Genomic DNA, 17235 nt, shown 5'->3' on the forward strand with positions numbered 1-17235 from the left:
ATGCATCCACCGGGAAGAACGCTTTCTGCCTGGGAGTGGTCCCACGCTCAGGGCTGGTCCGCGACCGTGGACGCCCCGGTGCGCGAGCCGGGCACCGGCACCTGGCCCAGCACCGCGTCGACGACCGCGGCCCCCCCGGTGTCCGACATCCACAGCTCGGGCTTGATGGAGATCCGGTGGTCGAGGACGGCGTGGGCGACGGCCTTGACGTCCTCGGGGGTGACGTAGTCGCGGGCCTGCACCACGGCATACGCCCGGCTGGTGAGCATGAGGCCGAGCGAGCCCCGCGGGGAGGCCCCGACCTGCACGGACCGGTGCCGCCGGGTCGCGGACGCCAGCTCGACGCAGTAGCGGCTGATGTCGTCCTCGACCGGCACCCGCTCGATGGCGTCCTGCATGGCGGACAGCCCGTCGGCGTCGGTGACCGCGGCCAGGTGCTGGTCCTCGTGCTGCCGGACCAGCCTGCGCCGCAGCACGTCCCACTCCTCCTCCGGGCTCGGGTAGCCGAAGGACACGCGCATCAGGAAGCGGTCGAGCTGGGCCTCGGGCAGAGGGTAGGTGCCCTCGTACTCCACCGGGTTGGCGGTCGCGAGCACGTGGAAGGGCTGCGGGAGGGCGAAGGTCTGCCCCTCGACGGTGACCTGGTGCTCCTGCATCGCCTCCAGCAGCGCGGACTGGGTCTTGGGCGGCGTCCGGTTGATCTCGTCGGCCAGCAGCAGGCCCGTGAACAGCGGCCCAGGGCGGAACACGAACTCCGACTCCCGCTGGTCGAAGACGAAGGACCCGGTCAGGTCCGAGGGGAGCAGGTCGGGGGTGAACTGCGCCCGGGTGAAGTCCAGGCCCAGGGTCTGGGCGAAGGAGCGGGCCGCCAGCGTCTTGCCCAGTCCCGGGAAGTCCTCCAGCAGCACGTGGCCGCGGGCCAGCAGGGCGGTGAGCACGAGCGTCAGCGCCTCGCGCTTGCCGACCACGGCCTGCTCGACCCGGTCGAGGACCGCACCCGTGCGTGCGGAGACCTCGGCGACGGTCAGGGTCTGGGTCGGTGGGGTGGGCGCGGTCATCAGAGCTTCTCGATCCCTTCGAGGGCGGTGTGCACGGCGGCGCGGCTGCGCCTGCGGGTGTCGGTGGGCGGGGTGGTCAGGTATCGCCACAGCTGCGGGTCGACGAGGGCCCGGACCCGCTCCGGCTCGGAGTCCAGGTCCAGGTCGTGGCGGGAGCGCAGCCGCTCGGTCGTGAGCTCGCGCAGCAGCGGGTAGATCTCGTCGGGGCGGTCGTCCCGCTCGACCGCGTCGCGCAGGTCGCGCCGGATCCGCACGAGGCGGTAGTCCAGCGCGGCGGGCGGGACCGACTCCTGTCGCGGCGTGGACACCCAGTAGGCGCGCTCGGATCGCCGCGCCGTGCGGGTGACGCTCCACGGGACCAGCGCCAGCACCACGGCGGCGAGGAGCACCACGAGCAGAGCCTCCGCCATCGAGTAGCGCAGCGAGCCGACGACGAAGAGGACGACCCCCAGCGCCACCACCCACCCCGCCACGGGCAGGACGAGGGTGCGGACCTCAGCGGGTATGCGGCCGCGCCGGGCGGTCCTCACGGCACCGGCTCGGCCCGCGGGGCGGGCGCCCTCTCGCCGGCCTCCGCAGCGTCGCCGGCCTCCGCGGCGCGGGCCCGCTCGGCGGCCCGCTCGTCCTCCTCGGCCTTCACCCGGCGACGCAGGTCGGCATGGATGCGCTCGAGGGCGGCCACCGCCTCGGCGCGCTGCCCCTCGGTGACCGGGTGCCGCGAGAAGCGGGCCTCGCGGTAGGCCTGTGCCAGGGTGTCGACGGCGCCCGGCTCGACGTCCCAGCGACCCAGCACCCGCCGGGCGAGCTCGGTCGCCGTCTCGGCCCGGTCCTGGCGCAGCCCGGAGCGGGCGACGGCCTCCTCCAGCACCACCCAGCAGGCCACGACCGCGTTGCGCGGGTCACCCTGGGTCAGTGCCCGGTAGCGCACCTCGTCGCTGGTGGCCTCGAGCAGGTCGAGGAGCTCCTCCTCGTCGCGGTCGTCTCGCAGGTGGCGGTCCTCCAGACGACGCGTGAGGAGCCACCTCAGCACGAGCAGCACCACCGCGAGCAGGGCCGCGCCGTAGAGCAGGGCGGCGACGTCGATCGTCCGGTTGGTCAGCTCGGTGGGCTCCTCGGCCTCGACCGGGGGCTCCACGGTCGGTAGGTCCTGCGGCTCGGCCGTCGCCGCGCTCAGCTCCGGCGAACTCGCTCCCCACGTCACGTCGGGGGCGCTGACCAGCGGGGTGCCGTTGCCTGCGCTCCAGACCAGCAGGACCATCAGGACGGCCGCGGCGGCGACCGCCGTGACGACCGTCGACCCGGTGCCGCTGCGCATGGGCGTCAGCCTAGGCGCCGGGGTGCTCCGTCACCAGCACGACGTCGCGCACGACGAGCTCATCGGCCCGCGCGAGCTCGACCTGGCCGGTGACCTTGCCCGCCGCCCGGAGGTCGCCGAGCGCGGCGCGGACCTGCTCGACCACGCCGACCGGTCCGGCCACCGTTGCGGCCGAGATCTCGGTGCGCATCTTGACCTTGGCCTCCGACTTGGCTCGACGCAGGCCGGCGAGCGCCTGGCCCACGGTCGCCAGGAGGGCGGGGTCGGCGTCCACGGTCGCGACCGTGAGCTCCTCGACGGTGGGCCACGGCTGGGTGTGGACCGAGGACCCCTCCTCGTGCCACCACGACCAGACCTCCTCCGTCGCGAAGGAGAGGACGGGGGCCAGCAGGCGCAGCTGCACCGACAGGGCGAGCTGGAGCGCGGCCCGTGCCGAGGCCGTGGCGCCGGTGATGGCGCCGTCAGGACCGGCGGTGTCCGAGCCGTAGGCCCGCTCCTTGACCAGCTCGAGGTAGTCGTCGCAGAAGGTCCAGAAGAACGACTCGGTGGCGTCGAGGGCCGTGGAGTAGTCGAAGTTCTCGTAGGAGGCGGTGGCCCGCTCCACGACCGCCGCGAGGCCGGCCAGCATCGAGCGGTCGACCGGCTCGGTCACCAGGCTCGCCGCGTCCACGGGCAGGCCGTCCGGTCCGGTGGGCAGCTCGCCGAAGCCCAGTGCGAACCTGCTCGCGTTGAGCAGCTTGATCGCCAGGCGGCGGCCGACCTTGACCTGGCCCGGGTCGTCGATGGTGTCGACACCCGGGCGGGCAGCCGCGGCCCAGTAGCGGACCGCGTCCGTGCCGTGCTCCTCCAGCAGGCCCAGCGGCGTGGTCGCGTTGCCCTTGGACTTGCTCATCTTCTTGCGGTCCGGGTCCAGGATCCAGCCGTTGATGTAGGCGTCCGTCCACGGCAGCGAGTCGTGCTCGTAGTGCGCCCGGACCACGCTGGCGAACAGCCAGGTGCGGATGATGTCGTGACCCTGCGGCCGCATGTCGAAGGGGAAGATCTTGGCGAACAGCTCCGGGTCGGACCCCTCGCCCTGCCCGCCCAGCGTCGGCCAGCCGGCGGCGATCTGGGGCGTGAGCGAGCTGGTGGCCCACGTGTCCATGATGTCGGGGTCGCCGGTGAAGCCTCCCGGCTGGTCGCGCTGGTCGGCGGTGAAGCCCTCCGGGACGTCGGACATCGGGTCGACCGGGAGCCGGTCCTCGGACGGCACGACGACGGTGTCGTGGTCGACGTCGCCGTCCGCGTCCACGGCGTACCAGACCGGGATCTGGACGCCGAAGAAGCGCTGCCGGCTGATCAACCAGTCGCCGTTGAGGCCGCCGACCCAGTTGCGGTAGCGGCTGCGCATGAAGTCGGGGTGGAAGCCGAGGTCCTCTCCGCGGGCGAGGAGCGCGGCCCGGAGCTCCTCGTCCTTGCCGCCGTTGCGGATGAACCACTGGCGCGAGGTGACGATCTCCAGCGGCTTGTCGCCCTTCTCGTAGAAGTTGGCCTTGCGCTGGGTCTTCTGCGGCTCGCCGTCGAGGTCACCGCTGTCCCGCAGCGCCGCGACCACGGCCTCGCGTGCGCCGAACGTGGTCCTCCCGGCCAGCGCCTCGGCATACAGCACCTCGCCCGGGCCGCCCGCGACCCAGTCGGGCACCTCGGTCTGCAGTCGCCCTGAGCGGGTGATGACGGAGCGGGTCGGCAGCGACAGCTCGCGCCACCACTGCACGTCGGTCATGTCGCCGAAGGTGCAGCACATGGCGATGCCGGCGCCCTTGTCCATCTCGGTGGCGGCGTGCGCGACCACCGGCACCTCCACGCCGAAGAGCGGCGAGGTGACCGTCGTCCCGAACAGGTGCTGGTAACGCTCGTCGTCGGGGTGGGCGATCAGCGCCACGACCGACGGGATGAGCTCGGGCCGGGTGGTCTCGATGTGGACGGCTCCGCCGCCCGGCGCGTGGAAGGCCACCCGGTGGTAGGCGCCGGGGTAGTCGCGGGCCTCGAGCTCGGCCTGGGCGACCGCGGTCTGGAAGGTGACGTCCCACAGGCCGGGCGCCTCGGCGGAGTAGGCCTCGCCGCGGGCCAGGTTGCGCAGGAACGCCTGCTGGGCCACCGTGCGGGAGCGGTCGTCGATGGTGCGGTACTGCACGGTCCAGTCCAGCGACAGGCCCAGGCGGCGGAAGGTGTCCTCGAACGCCTTCTCGTCGATCACCGTCAGCTCCTCGCAGAGCCCGATGAAGTTGGCTCGTCCGACGGGCACCTGGTCGGACGCCTTCGTGCTCCTGCCGTCCCCGCCCTGCTGCGGCGGCGTGAAGCCCGGGTCGTAGGGCAGGGTGGCGTCGCCGCGCACCCCGTAGTAGTTCTGGACCCGGCGCTCGGTGGGCAGGCCGTTGTCGTCCCAGCCGATCGGGTAGAAGACGTGCTTGCCCGTCATCCGGTGGTAGCGCGCGAGACAGTCGGCCTGGGTGTAGCCGAAGACGTGCCCGATGTGGAGGCTGCCGGACGCGGTCGGGGGAGGGGTGTCGACGGCGAAGATCTGGCTGCGGTCGGCCGCCAGTGCGGCGTCCCGGTCGAAGGCGTTGGCGCCGCGCTCCCGCCATACCTGCACCCACCTGTCCTCGAGCCCGTCGACGGACGGGCGCTCCGGCAGCGTGGCCGGGCGCGGGGCAGCGAGGCGCGCAGGTGAGGTCATGGACGCCATTGTCCCAGACCAGCGGGGGTGCTCCGGGGGCCGCCGTGCGGGCCCACACCCGGGGGGGTATGCCGTGTTCCGTGATCGAGGTCACGTTTTGGTCTCGATCGGGTCGGGGTGTTGACCTCGTCCGGCTCCGCCGGGAACCGTGTGACCCATGTTTCCCACCAGACCCATGCCCATGACCGTCGTGGAGGACCCACAATGGGTGACCGATCTCGAGTCCTCGGTCGACAGCGCCTTCACCAGCGTCACCTACTGGTCCGGGGAGATCATCTTCTTCACCCTCCCCGGCATCCCCCAGATGCCCTTCGTGGTGATGTGGCTCGTCGCGGCAGCCATCATCATCACCGTCTACCTGGGCTTCATCCAGTTCCGCGGTCTGAAGACCGCGTGGGAGACGCTCCGCGGCCGCTACTCCTCGGCCGACGACCCCGGTGAGATCCCGCACTACCAGGCGCTGACCTCCGCCGTGTCCGGCACCGTCGGCCTGGGCAACATCGCCGGTGTGGGCGCGGCCGTCACCCTCGGTGGTCCGGGCGCGACCTTCTGGATGATCCTGGCCGGCCTCTTCGGCATGGCGACCAAGTTCGCCGAGTGCACGCTCGGGGTGAAGTACCGCGAGATCCGCCCGGACGGCACCGTCTCCGGCGGACCGTTCAAGTACCTCCCCGTCGCGTTCAGCAGGTACCCCAAGTGGATCTCCGTCGGTCTGACCGGGCTCTTCGCGGTCGCCATCCTCTTCTTCGGCGTCGGCGGCGGCAACATGTTCCAGGCCAACCAGACCTACTCCCAGGCCGTCACGGTCCTCGACCCCGACGGCACCGGCTGGCTGTCCTCGACGACCGGCTCCCTGGTCTTCGGCATCATCCTGGCGGCCATCATCGGAGCCGTCATCCTCGGCGGCATCAAGTCCATCGGTCGCGTCACCTCCACCCTGGTCCCGCTCATGGGCGGCGTCTACGTCCTCGCCTGCCTCATCGTCATCCTCACCAACATCCCGAACGTCATCCCTGCCATCGGCGAGATCATCTCCGGAGCCTTCACCGCCGAGGGCGTGACGGGCGGCTTCGTGGGCGCCCTGGTCGTGGGCCTGACCCGCGCGGCCTTCTCCAACGAGGCCGGCCTGGGCTCGGCCCCCATCGCCCACTCGACCGTCATGACCCGCCGCCCCGTCTCCGAGGGCTTCGTGGCGATGTTCGAGCCCTTCATCGACACCGTGGTCATCTGCACCATGACGGCGCTGACCATCGTCATCGCCGACACCACCTTCTACAACGACGCGCGTGACTTCACCTTCGAGGACAGCGACCGCTACGACTCCGACTACGGGTTGTCCGGCGTCGAGGTCACCTCGAGCGCCTTCGGGGAGCAGATCAGCTGGTTCCCGGCGGTGCTGGCCGTCGCAGTGGCCCTCTTCGCCATCTCGACGCTGATCACGTGGTCCTACTACGGCCAGAAGGCGTGGAACCACCTGTTCGGCGACAGCCACGCGTCGACGACCATCTACCGCGTCGTCTTCCTGCTGTTCACCGTCAGCGGCACCCTGCTGACCTTCGGCCAGGTGCTGGCCTTCGCCGACAACTTCCTCTTCGTCTGCGCGTTCGTCAACCTGCTCGGTGTCTACATGCTGCTGCCGGTCATCAAGCGCGAGATGAACGAGTACCTCGCCGACCGCAAGAGCGGTCTCCTCGCCGAGCTCGGTCTGCCGGACGCGGAGAAGACCCGGCCGATCTCCGAGCTCGCCGGTGAGAACCAGATCCTGGACGCGTCCGGTCGCAACCGGGTCGCGGCCGGCGTGGGCGTCGACGACCTGCGTGCCAGCACCGGGGTGCAGGTCGCCACAGAGGGTGACGGTCACCTGCGTGCCCACCCCGACACCGACCCCGACGACGACGGCTTCGGTCTGGGCAGCGCCACCGACCCGTACCCGCCGCCGCACCTTCGCCACCACGGTCGTCACGAGGAGGCGCTGGACCCCGACGACGACGGCTTCGGCCGCGGTGGCACCACCGTGCCGGAGGACCTGCCGCACCACCAGGAGCGCGGCCGGCACGAGGCCGACGGCGACGTCGAGGACCCGGACGACCCGGACCACCGGCCGCGCACCTGACACGGCCCGGCCAGCACGGCACGAGGGCGACGCACCCACGAGGGGCGTCGCCCTCGTGGCGTGCCGGGGGATGCCCTGCGGGTCCGGAGGGTGCCGTGGCGACCGGTCGTCGGTCTGCGTTCAGGCGATGCCGCGACCCGGGTTCATGATCCCCAGCGGGTCGAAGAGCGTCTTGACCGCCCGCTGCCGCGCGACCTCGGCGACGCCCAGCTCCTCGGCGAGCCACGGCCGCTTCTGCACGCCCACCCCGTGCTCGCCGGTCAGGGTGCCGCCCAGCTCCCAGGCGGCGCGCACCACGTCGTCGAAGGCAGCCTCGGCCGCCGCCCGGCTGGCCGGGTCGTCCGGGTCGTAGAAGAAGCACGGGTGCAGGTTGCCGTCGCCGGCGTGCCCGCCGCAGGTCGCGTCCAGGCCACGGGCGTCGGCGATGACGTGCACCCGCCGCACCAGCTCGCCCAGCCGGGTCACCGGGACGCAGACGTCCTCGATGAAGCGGTGCCCCTTGGCATGCAGCGCCGGGTTCAGCGCCCGTCGGCCCGCCAGCAGCAGGTCCGCCTCTGCTCGGTCCTCGGCCACCGCCACCTCGGACGCGCCCGCGGCGCGCATCGCCACGGCATACTCCTCGACGTCCTCCAGCGTGTGCCCGGCGCGGTCCGACTGCACCAGGAGCACACCACCGCTGCCGAGCGGGAAGCCGTAGTCGCCGTAGGCCTGGACCGCGTCGACGCTCGGTCCGTCGAGGAGCTCGAGCAGGGACGGGGTATGCCGTGCGCCGCGGAGAGCGTCCACGCCGGCGAGCGTCGCGGCGAGGGTGGGGAAGACGGCGAGCACGGTCAGCGCCGGGTCGCCGAGCGGAAGGAGCCGCAGGACCGCCTCCGTCACGACGCCCAGGGTGCCCTCCGAGCCCACGAACAACCCCGTGAGGTCGTAGCCGGCCACCCCCTTGGCGGTCCGCCGTCCGGTCCGCACGACCTCACCGCCGGGCAGCACCACCTCCAGCCCGCGGACGTAGTCGGCCGTGACGCCGTACTTGACGCAGCACAGCCCACCGGCGTTGGTCGCGACGTTGCCGCCGATCGAGCACATCGCGCTGCTCGCCGGGTCGGGCGGGTAGGCAAGCCCGCGCTCGGCGGCCGCCGCCCTGAGATCCGCGTTGATGACGCCGGGTCCCACGACGGCGATCCGCTCCTGGGAGAGGATCTCGACAGTGGTCATCGCCGCGGTCGACAGGACGATGCCACCGGGCAGCGCGCCGGCCGCGCCGGTGGTGGCGGTCCGTCCGCCCTGGGGCACGACCGGGACCCGGTGCTCCGCGGCGTACCGCAGCGTGGTGACGACGTCCTCGCGGCTGCGCGCGCGCACGACGGTGAACTCGGTGCCCGACAGGGGCTGCGCCTGGGGGTAGGCGTCGGAGGCGAAGCCGGTCGCCACGTCCGGGTCGGTGACCACCCGGTCTCCGAGCAGCCGGTGCAGGTCCGCGGTGGGGGAGGCCATGCCGCGAGCCTACGAGGGACAGCCTGTGGACAGGACGCACGGCGTGACAGGTGCGCGGAGCGGTTACGATGGACGGCACAGCGTCCGAGCCGTCATCAGCGGCGAGCTTTCCGGAAGAAGCGCCCCGACATCCCGGTCGGGAGCCCACTAGACCCGGACGGGCAGGCCCGTCACAGCCGTTCCGTGAAGTGGTGCGCCCCCGCGCGGGGCGCGCAAGCGAGGTGGTACCGCGGTGCCGCCCGGGCGTTCTCCCCGGGCAGTGTCGTCCTCGTGGGAGCAGCGCAGCAGACCACGAGCCCACACCGCACCACAGGAGCCACCGCCATGGCCTACCCGCAGCAGCCGACCGGCACCTCCGGACTCACCCCGTCCCCGGTCTTCCCGGAGATCGAGAAGGCGGTGCTGGCCTACTGGGCCGAGCACGACACCTTCGTCAAGAGCGTCGAGCGGCGTGAGGCCGGCGAGAACGGGTCCAACGAGTTCGTCTTCAACGACGGGCCGCCCTTCGCCAACGGTCTGCCGCACTACGGCCACCTGCTCACCGGCTACGTCAAGGACGTGGTGCCGCGCTACCAGACGATGCGCGGACGGCGGGTCGAGCGGCGCTTCGGGTGGGACACCCACGGACTGCCGGCCGAGCTCGAGGCGATGAGCCAGCTCGGCATCAAGACCAAGGACGAGATCCTCGACCTGGGGATCGAGAAGTTCAACCAGGCCTGCCGCGAGTCGGTGCTGCGCTACACCCACGAGTGGCAGGACTACGTCACCCGCCAGGCGCGCTGGGTGGACTTCGCGGGGGACTACAAGACGCTCGACGTCGGCTACATGGAGTCGGTGCTGTGGGCCTTCAAGCAGCTCTACGACAAGGGCCTGGCCTACGAGGGCTTCCGTGTGCTGCCCTACTGCTGGAACGACGAGACGCCGCTGTCCAACCACGAGCTGCGGATGGACGACGAGGTCTACCAGGTGCGGCGGGACCCGGCCGTGACCGTCGGCCTGCGGATCCTGCCCCAGGAGGGCACGCAGGGGTATGGAGCGTCTGCGGCGGGCGACGACGTGCTCGCCGGGGCGCTCGCCCTGGTCTGGACCACCACCCCGTGGACGCTGCCGTCCAACCTGGCGATCATGGTCGGCGAGGAGATCGACTACGTCGTCGTCGAGTCGGACTACACCGGCCGCACCGAGCGCTACGTCCTCGCCGAGGCGAGGCTCACGGCATACCAGCAGGAGCTGGGGGAGGACCCGACGGTCGTCGCGCGCCTGACCGGTGCCGAGCTGGCCGGCCGGTCCTACCTGCCGCCGTTCTCCTACTACCAGGGGTGGGAGCGCGCGCACCGGCTCGTCGTGGCCGAGTTCGTCACCACCACCGACGGCTCCGGGCTCGTGCACACCGCCGGCGCCTTCGGTGAGGACGACAAGGTGGTGACCGACCGCGAGGGCATCGTGGCGGTCATGCCGGTCGGGGCGGACGGGCAGTTCACCTCGCCGGTGGAGGAGTACGCCGGGATGCTCGTCTTCGACGCCAACGCGCCGATCATCGACCACCTGAAGGCCGCGACCCGCAACCAGGCGCCGGACGCCCAGCCGCACGACCAGGGTGCTGTCACCGAGGGCACGGTGCTGCTCCGCCGCGAGGCCTACGACCACTCCTACCCGCACTGCTGGCGGTGCCGCGAACCGCTGATCTACAAGGGCGTGTCGTCCTGGTTCGTCGAGGTGACGAAGGTCAAGGAGACGATGCTGCGCACCAACGAGGACGTCACCTGGGTGCCGGACCACGTGAAGCACGGGCAGTTCGGCAAGTGGCTGCAGAACGCGCGCGACTGGTCGATCTCGCGCAACCGGTTCTGGGGCAGCCCGATCCCGGTGTGGCGCTCCGACGACCCCGCCCACCCTCGCGTGGACGTCTACGGGTCGCTGGCGGAGATCGAGCGCGACTTCGGGCGGCTCCCTCTCGACCGGGACGGGCAGGTCGACCTGCACCGGCCGTTCGTCGACGAGCTGACACGACCCAACCCCGACGACCCGACCGGGCGGAGCACGATGCGCCGGGTCGAGGACGTGCTGGACGTGTGGTTCGACTCCGGCTCGATGCCGTTCGCCCAGTGGCACTTCCCCTTCGAGAACCAGCAGTGGTTCGAGGAGCACTACCCGGCCGACTTCATCGTCGAGTACATCGGGCAGACGCGCGGCTGGTTCTACACGATGCACGTCCTCGCCGCGGCCCTCTTCGACCGTCCGGCGTTCAGCACCTGCATCAGCCACGGCATCGTGCTCGGCAACGACGGGCTGAAGATGTCCAAGTCGCTGAAGAACTACCCCGACGTCCGTGACGTCTTCGACCGGGACGGCGCGGACGCCATGCGCTGGTTCCTCATGTCCTCGCCGATCCTGCGCGGCGGCAACCTCGTGGTCACCGAGCAGGGGATCCGCGACGGCGTCCGTCAGGTGCTGATCCCGCTGTGGAGCGCGTGGTACTTCTTCGGTCTCTACGCCAACGCCGCCGGACACGAGGCGCGCTGGTCGACGGCGTCGACGCACGAGCTGGACCGCTACATCCTGGCGAAGACGCGTGACCTCGTGAGCGAGGTGCAGGGGGCCCAGGACAGGTTCGACATCGCCGGGGCCTGCGACAGCGTGCGGACGTTCGTCGACGTCCTGACCAACTGGTACATCCGCGGTTCCCGTGACCGGTTCTGGGCTGCCGGCTCCGAGGGGCCGGAGTCGGCGTCCGAGCCCCTGGACACGCTCTACACCGTGCTCGAGGTGCTCTGCCGCGTGGCGGCGCCGCTCCTGCCGCTGGTCACCGAGGAGGTATGGCGTGGCCTCACCGGGGGCGAGTCCGTGCACCTCACCGACTGGCCGGACGCGGACGACCTGCCGCAGGACGACGAGCTCGTCGCGGCGATGGACACGGTGCGCGAGGTGTGCTCGGTGACCCTCGGGCTGCGCAAGGAGAAGAACCTGCGGGTGCGGCTGCCGCTGTCCTCGCTGACCGTGGCGACCGCGCACCCGGCGGGACTGTCGGACCTGGCGGGCATCGTGCGTGACGAGGTCAACGTGCGAGAGGTGGTGGTGATCGACCTGGAGCAGGCGTCGGCGCAGGACTTCGGCGTCGAGCAGCGGTTGAGCGTCAACGCGCGGGCGGCGGGTCCCCGCCTGGGCAAGGACGTGCAGACTGCGATCAAGGGGTCGAAGTCCGCGAACTGGTCGGTGGCCGAGGACGGGACCGTGACCTCCGGCGGGCTGGAGCTCGTCGAGGGGGAGTACACCCTCGAGACCGTCGTGGCCGAGTCGACGGACGGGTCGTCCCGGGCGACCGCGATGCTGCGCGGGCACGGTGGCGGGTTCGTCGTGCTCGACACCGAGGTGAGCGAGGACCTGGCCCGTGAGGGCCTGGCCCGCGACCTCGTCCGCGCGGTCCAGGGTGCGCGCAAGGAGGCCGGGCTCGAGATCACCGACCGGATCAGCCTCACGGTCGTCGGCGACGACGACGTGTGGCGGGCCGCGACGGAGCACCAGAGGCTCGTCATGGACGAGACCCTGGCCGTCCAGTTCGGCGCCGCCGGCGCCGGCACGCCGCTGCCCAGGGCTCCCCGCCACGGGCTTGGCGGCGGCAGCGACCCCGACGGTGGCACCCAGCCGCGGATCACGTCATACACGAGTTCGGCGACGCTCGACGGGGGCCGCTCGGTCGAGCTGCTCATCACCAAGGTGGAGGCACGATGACCGACCAGTTCTTCGAGGGCAACGAGCTGCCGGTGAGCGCCGGGAGCGCCACCCCGACCCGACCGGGTCGGGCGGAGCCGACCGACCCTGCGGCGCTCGCGCGCTACGCCGAGGTGACCGAGGCGATCCTGGCGCGGGCTCCCGAGCACATGCCCGAGCCGACCCTGCACCGGGTCGCCCGGGTGATGGAGCTCATGGGTGACCCGCAGCGGGCGTTCCCGATGATCCATCTCACCGGCACCAACGGAAAGACGTCGACGACGCGGATCGCCGAGCGGCTGCTGCGCGAGATGGGCCTGCGGACGGGGCGGTTCACCAGCCCGCACCTGCACGACATGCGAGAGCGGGTGGCGCTCGACGGCGAGCCGATCTCGGTGGAGGGCTTCCTCGCCGCCTACGACGACGTCCTGCCCTTCGTCGAGATGGTGGACGCCGAGTCGATGGCCGACGAGGAGCCGGAGCGGCAGGTGCGGATGAGCTACTTCGAGGTCGTCGTCTGCCTGGCGTTCGCCGCCTTCGCGGACGCGCCCGTGGACGTCGCGGTCGTCGAGGTCGGGCTCGGCGGGGTGTGGGACGCGACCTCCGTCTCCGACGGCATCGTGTCGGTCGTCACCCCGATCTCGCTCGACCACACCCGGCTCCTCGGCTCGACGCTGGAGGAGATCGCCACGGAGAAGGCCGGGATCATCAAGGCCGGCTCCATCGCCGTCGTCGGCGTGCAGGAGCCGGAGGTGATGGAGATCCTGGCGGAGCGCTGCGAGGAGGTCGGGGCGACGATGAAGGCCGAGGGCGTCGCCTTCGGCGTGCTGGACCGGGACGTGGGCGTGGGCGGCCAGCAGATGTCGGTGCGCGGGCTCGCCGGTGACTACAACGACCTGTTCCTGCCCCTGTTCGGCGCGCACCAGGTGCACAACGCCGCGATCGCGGTCGCCGCGGTCGAGGCCTTCGTCGGGGGAGGGGAGCAGCCGCTGACCGACGAGGTGATCAGGGGCGGGCTGCTGGGCGTGACCTCGCCCGGCCGCCTGGAGATCGTCCGGCGCAGCCCCACCGTCCTCGTCGACGCCGCGCACAACCCGGCCGGCGTCGCTGCCCTCGTCGAGGCGATCGAGGAGTCGTTCACCTTCACCCGGCTGGTCGGGCTGCTCGCCGTCCTCGAGGACAAGGACGTGGAGCCGATGATCCAGCACCTCGAGTCGGTGCTCGACCACGTCGTCGTCACGCGCACGACCTCGCGCCGGGCGATCCGTCCGGAGCGCCTGGGTCAGCTCGTCGCCGAGTACTTCGGCGAGGAGCGGGTCACGGTCGTCCACGACCTGCCCGACGCCCTCGACGTCGCGGCCGGACTGGCCGATGCCGAGGGCGGCGTCGGCTCGGCGGTCCTGGCCACCGGCTCGGTCACCACCGCGGCCGAGGTGCGCCAGCTCCTGGGAGTCACCACCACCTGACCCACGGTGCGGCCGGTCCCCGAGGGACCGGCACCCCTCGGGGCCGGTCGCGACGAGGTGCGGCGGTCGCGACGGGTGCGTCGGGTCAGTGGTCCCCGCCGTGGTCCGGCGTCGACCCGGTCCCCCCCGTGCTGCCGGCGGCGCCCGCGTCGCGGAGCCAGGAGGTGACGTCCTCGCGGGGCTCGGCGCCGCGCTCGGCCAGCATCTCGGTCATCAGGGCGACCTCGCCCGACTGCGCGTCCACCATCCGCTGGGCGGCAGCCAGGACCTGTTCGTCGCGGGCCCCCGCCAGCGCCGCCTCCGCCATCTCCACGCCCGCGATGTGGTGGGTGATCATCAGCCGGAGGAAGAGCACCTCGGCCTCCTGGCCGGAGGCGTCCGTGAGCGCCTGGATCTCGGACGGCGTAGCGATCCCGGGCATCGCGACGCCGGCCGGCAGCTCCGTCGTCGCCTGGTCGTGGCCCTCCATCCACGTCATCCGCTCCCCCGCACGGGCCCTCGGCAGCTCCCAGCTCCCCAGCCACGCCGCCATCTGTCCGCGCTCGAAGTTCTGGTTGTTGTCGATGTCCACCGCGAGCCGGCGCACGGCCTCGTCGTCGCTGCGCTGCATGACCAGCTGCGACATCTCCACGGCCTGGGCGTGGTGCTCGCTCATGTCCCGCGCGAAGCCCGCCTCGACGCTGCGCTCGCCCGGGTCGCCCGCGGCGAACGTCAACCAGCCCAGGAGCACACCGAGACACAGGGCGCCGATCGTCACGGCCGCGAGCGCGGGGGCGCCGAACGTCCGCCAGCGCTCGCGCCGCGCCGTCCGGGCCGCGCTCGCCGCACCTGAAGGCCCCTCGGCCTCGGCACGCTCCGGCACGACCCCGCCGTCGACGGTCGGGCCCGTCTGGCTCACGCGCCCTCCACGAGGTCCTCGGTCGTCCCGCCGGTGCACGCGGCGCCGGGCTCGGGCGTCTGCGGACCCTGCTTGAACTGCTGCACGAACCGGGTCAGCTTGTCCCGTTCGGCCGTCTCGAGCGTCATCTGGTTGCCCCAGGCGGTGGCCACCACAGCCGACTCCTGGTCGGGGTTGGGGGAGACCACCATGTAGTCCTGCGCACCGAGCTCGGTGAGCACGCTCACCTGGTCGGCAGGCAGGTCCGGGCGGTAGCTCAGCCACACCGCGCCGTGCTCGAGGGAGTGCACGACGTGCTCGGAGGGCACCGGCTCGTCGTAGACGCCGCAGTTCCACCAGGCCGGGTGGTGGGGACCGCCGACGGGGGGCGTCTCCTCGTACTCCACCGGGCTGCTGGTGTGGTCCGCGGCCTTGTACTCGTAGGCCTGCACCGGCAGCCGGTCGGCCACGATCGCCCACGCGACCGCACCCACGACGAGCGCGACGACCAGCGCGGCAGCACCCCAGATGAGCACGCCGCGGCGGCGCTCCTTCGACGTGTTGGCCTTCTGGATGGAGGCGACCTTGGCGGCGCGGTCTGCGCCGGCGGGGGTGCGGTCGGGTCGGGGCACGGTGCTGGCTCCTGGTTCTGGACAAAGAGGAGCGCGGCGGCTCCGGAGGGGACGTCAGAGGCCAGGGTATGCCGTGCGGCTGGGAGGGCGCTCGACGCCGGGTCTGTCAGAATCCACCGGTGACCTCCCCGAGACCGAGCCGGACCCGACCACCCGTGCCCGGGAAGCTGACGCGGCGCCTGGGCGCCACGACGCTCACCGCACAGGCACTGGTCGTCTTCCTCGGCACCCTGGTGGCCTGGCGCCTCGGCGCCACCAGCGGCGACCCGGGGAGCACGGCATACCTGTGGGTGGGCGGTGCGCTCGCCCTCCTGTGCCTCGTCGCCGCCGGAGCGCTGCGCGGTCGCGCCGGGGTCGCCCTCGGCTGGCTGTGCCAGCTGCTCACCCTGGCCTCCGCCCTCGTCCTGCCAGCCATGGTGGTCGTCGCGGTCATCTTCGGGCTGCTGTGGTGGCTGTGCCTGAGCCAGGGCCGCCGGATGGACGCCCTGACCGCCGAGCGGGAGGGCTGAGGCCGTGGACTTCCTCACCGCTGCCGTCCTGGGCCTGGTCCAGGGGCTCACCGAGTTCCTGCCGATCTCCTCCAGCGCGCACGTCTCGATCGTCGGCCGACTGCTCGGCCAGGACGATCCCGGCGCGGCGTTCACCGCCATCACCCAGCTGGGCACCGAGGCCGCCGTCCTCATCTACTTCCGGCGCGACATCGTCCGCATCGTGGGCCGCTGGTCCGCCTCGCTGGTGGGCCGGCTCCCGCGCAACGACCCGGACGCGCTGCTCGGCTGGTGGGTCATCCTGGGCACGATCCCGATCGCGGTGCTCGGGCTGCTGCTGCAGGACCGCATCGAGACGCAGTTCCGCAGCCTGTGGATCACCGCGACCATGCTGCTCGTCTTCTCGTTCGTCATCCTGGCCGCCGAGCGCGTCGGTGCCCAGCGCCGCCAGCTCACCGACCTGACGTGGCGCCACGGCCTGGCGTTCGGCTTCTGGCAGGCGCTGGCCCTGGTGCCCGGGGTCTCGCGCAGCGGCGGCACGATCGCCGGCGGCCTGTTCATGGGCTTCACCCGCGAGGCCGCGGCCCGCTACTCCTTCCTGCTCGCCATCCCCGCGGTCCTCGCCTCCGGAGGGCTCCAGGTCGCCAAGGTGGTCACCGGCGACGCGATCGGATCGGGCACCGCATGGGGACCGATCTGGCTGGCCACCGGGATCGCCTTCCTCGTCGGGTATGCCGTGATCGCCTGGTTCATGCGCTACATCACCACCCACACCTTCACCCCCTTCATGGTCTACCGGATCGTGCTCGCCCTGGTGCTCTTCGGCCTCCTCGGGTTCGGGGTGCTGGAGGCCTGACCGTGGCGGGACGCCAGGCCCGGCGTCCGCCGCCAGTAGGCTGGCGCCCGTGACCGACACCCCGCAGACCGAGCGCTCCCTCGTCCTCGTCAAGCCCGACGGCTACCGTCGCGGCCTGACCGGTGAGGTGCTGCGCCGCATCGAGGCCAAGGGCTACACCCTGGTCGCCCTGTCCGTGCTGACCCCGACCCGGGAGCAGCTGGCGGCCCACTACGCCGAGCACGAGGGAAAGCCCTTCTACCAGCCGCTCCTGGAGTTCATGTCCTCCGGCCCGGTGACCGCCGTGGTCGTCGAGGGCCACGGCTGCGTCCCCGGTTTCCGCTCGCTCGCGGGCGCCACCGACCCCACCGCTGCCGCTGCCGGCACCATCCGCGGCGACCTGGGTCGCGACTGGGGCGAAAAGGTGCAGCAGAACATCGTCCACGGCTCCGACTCGCCGGAGTCGGCCGCGCGCGAGATCGCCATCTGGTTCCCTGACGTGACGCCCTGAGCACGTGACCGTCTGAGGTGTGCGT

13 protein-coding genes are annotated in these 17235 nt (G+C 72.0%); 6 read left to right on the forward strand and 7 right to left on the reverse strand.

The features are described 5' to 3' along the window. Positions 1-47: 47 nt before the first annotated feature. Genes ACI3ET_RS03620 through valS form a run of 4 tightly spaced genes read right to left on the reverse strand, consistent with a single transcriptional unit; the run spans position 48 to position 5098 of the window. Positions 48-1058: an AAA family ATPase gene (locus ACI3ET_RS03620; RefSeq protein ID WP_405031589.1), complete on the reverse strand. Its 1011-nt coding sequence runs from the start codon at positions 1056-1058 to the stop codon at positions 48-50. Beyond that, on the reverse strand, positions 1058-1588 hold the full coding sequence (locus ACI3ET_RS03625; RefSeq protein WP_405031590.1) for a hypothetical protein: 531 nt from the start codon (positions 1586-1588) through the stop codon (positions 1058-1060). The genes ACI3ET_RS03620 and ACI3ET_RS03625 overlap by 1 nt, the downstream gene beginning before the upstream one ends. Continuing rightward, a complete protein-coding gene (locus tag ACI3ET_RS03630) occupies positions 1585-2373 on the reverse strand; it encodes a DUF4129 domain-containing protein (protein ID WP_405031591.1) in 789 nt (262 codons plus the stop codon). Before ACI3ET_RS03630 ends, ACI3ET_RS03625 begins: the two co-directional genes overlap by 4 nt. A gap of 10 nt (positions 2374-2383) precedes the next feature. Beyond that, complete coding sequence (valS, locus tag ACI3ET_RS03635) at positions 2384-5098, reverse strand: valine--tRNA ligase (RefSeq protein ID WP_405031592.1); 2715 nt, start codon at positions 5096-5098, stop codon at positions 2384-2386. Positions 5099-5297: 199 nt separating this feature from the next. Between valS and ACI3ET_RS03640 the strand changes: the two genes are divergently transcribed. Further along, complete coding sequence (locus ACI3ET_RS03640; protein ID WP_405031593.1) at positions 5298-7202, forward strand: alanine/glycine:cation symporter family protein; 1905 nt, start codon at positions 5298-5300, stop codon at positions 7200-7202. A 120-nt stretch (positions 7203-7322) separates the two neighbouring features. Here ACI3ET_RS03640 and ACI3ET_RS03645 read toward each other — a convergent pair whose 3' ends face one another. Further along, a complete protein-coding gene (locus ACI3ET_RS03645; protein WP_405031594.1) occupies positions 7323-8693 on the reverse strand; it encodes an FAD-binding oxidoreductase in 1371 nt (456 codons plus the stop codon). Positions 8694-9017: 324 nt separating this feature from the next. On the opposite strand from ACI3ET_RS03645, the gene ileS reads away from it, so the two are divergent. Both ileS and ACI3ET_RS03655 read left to right on the forward strand, forming a co-directional pair. Continuing rightward, a complete protein-coding gene (ileS, locus tag ACI3ET_RS03650) occupies positions 9018-12422 on the forward strand; it encodes an isoleucine--tRNA ligase (RefSeq protein WP_405031595.1) in 3405 nt (1134 codons plus the stop codon). Next, positions 12419-13867, forward strand: coding sequence for a bifunctional folylpolyglutamate synthase/dihydrofolate synthase (locus tag ACI3ET_RS03655; RefSeq protein WP_405031596.1), 1449 nt, complete (start codon positions 12419-12421; stop codon positions 13865-13867). Before ileS ends, ACI3ET_RS03655 begins: the two co-directional genes overlap by 4 nt. 85 nt (positions 13868-13952) lie before the next feature. Here the strand turns inward: ACI3ET_RS03655 and ACI3ET_RS03660 are convergent, their stop codons facing one another. Together ACI3ET_RS03660 and ACI3ET_RS03665 are read right to left on the reverse strand one after the other, a co-directional pair. Continuing rightward, entirely contained in the window at positions 13953-14765 is an 813-nt protein-coding gene (locus ACI3ET_RS03660; protein WP_405031597.1) for a DUF305 domain-containing protein, read from the reverse strand. Further along, on the reverse strand, positions 14762-15376 hold the full coding sequence (locus ACI3ET_RS03665) for a DUF3105 domain-containing protein (RefSeq protein ID WP_405031598.1): 615 nt from the start codon (positions 15374-15376) through the stop codon (positions 14762-14764). Before ACI3ET_RS03665 ends, ACI3ET_RS03660 begins: the two co-directional genes overlap by 4 nt. A 155-nt stretch (positions 15377-15531) precedes the next feature. Here ACI3ET_RS03665 and ACI3ET_RS03670 point away from each other — a divergent pair, with 155 nt between their 5' ends. The 3 genes from ACI3ET_RS03670 to ndk are packed head-to-tail and all read left to right on the forward strand — an operon-like array spanning position 15532 to position 17210. Further along, positions 15532-15885 (forward strand): DUF4233 domain-containing protein, encoded by a 354-nt coding sequence (locus ACI3ET_RS03670; protein WP_405031599.1) that lies wholly within the window; start codon positions 15532-15534, stop codon positions 15883-15885. Positions 15886-15889: 4 nt separating this feature from the next. After that, positions 15890-16720 carry an undecaprenyl-diphosphate phosphatase gene (locus ACI3ET_RS03675; RefSeq protein WP_405031600.1) on the forward strand — a complete coding sequence of 277 codons (831 nt, stop codon included), beginning with the start codon at positions 15890-15892 and terminating at the stop codon, positions 16718-16720. Positions 16721-16769: 49 nt separating this feature from the next. After that, positions 16770-17210, forward strand: a complete 441-nt coding sequence (gene ndk, locus ACI3ET_RS03680) for a nucleoside-diphosphate kinase (protein WP_405031601.1) — start codon at positions 16770-16772, stop codon at positions 17208-17210. Positions 17211-17235 lie beyond the last annotated feature (25 nt).

The organism is Ornithinimicrobium jinqii (genome assembly GCF_045032595.1).
In the GTDB taxonomy this organism is placed as follows: Bacteria; Actinomycetota; Actinomycetes; order Actinomycetales; family Dermatophilaceae; genus Ornithinicoccus.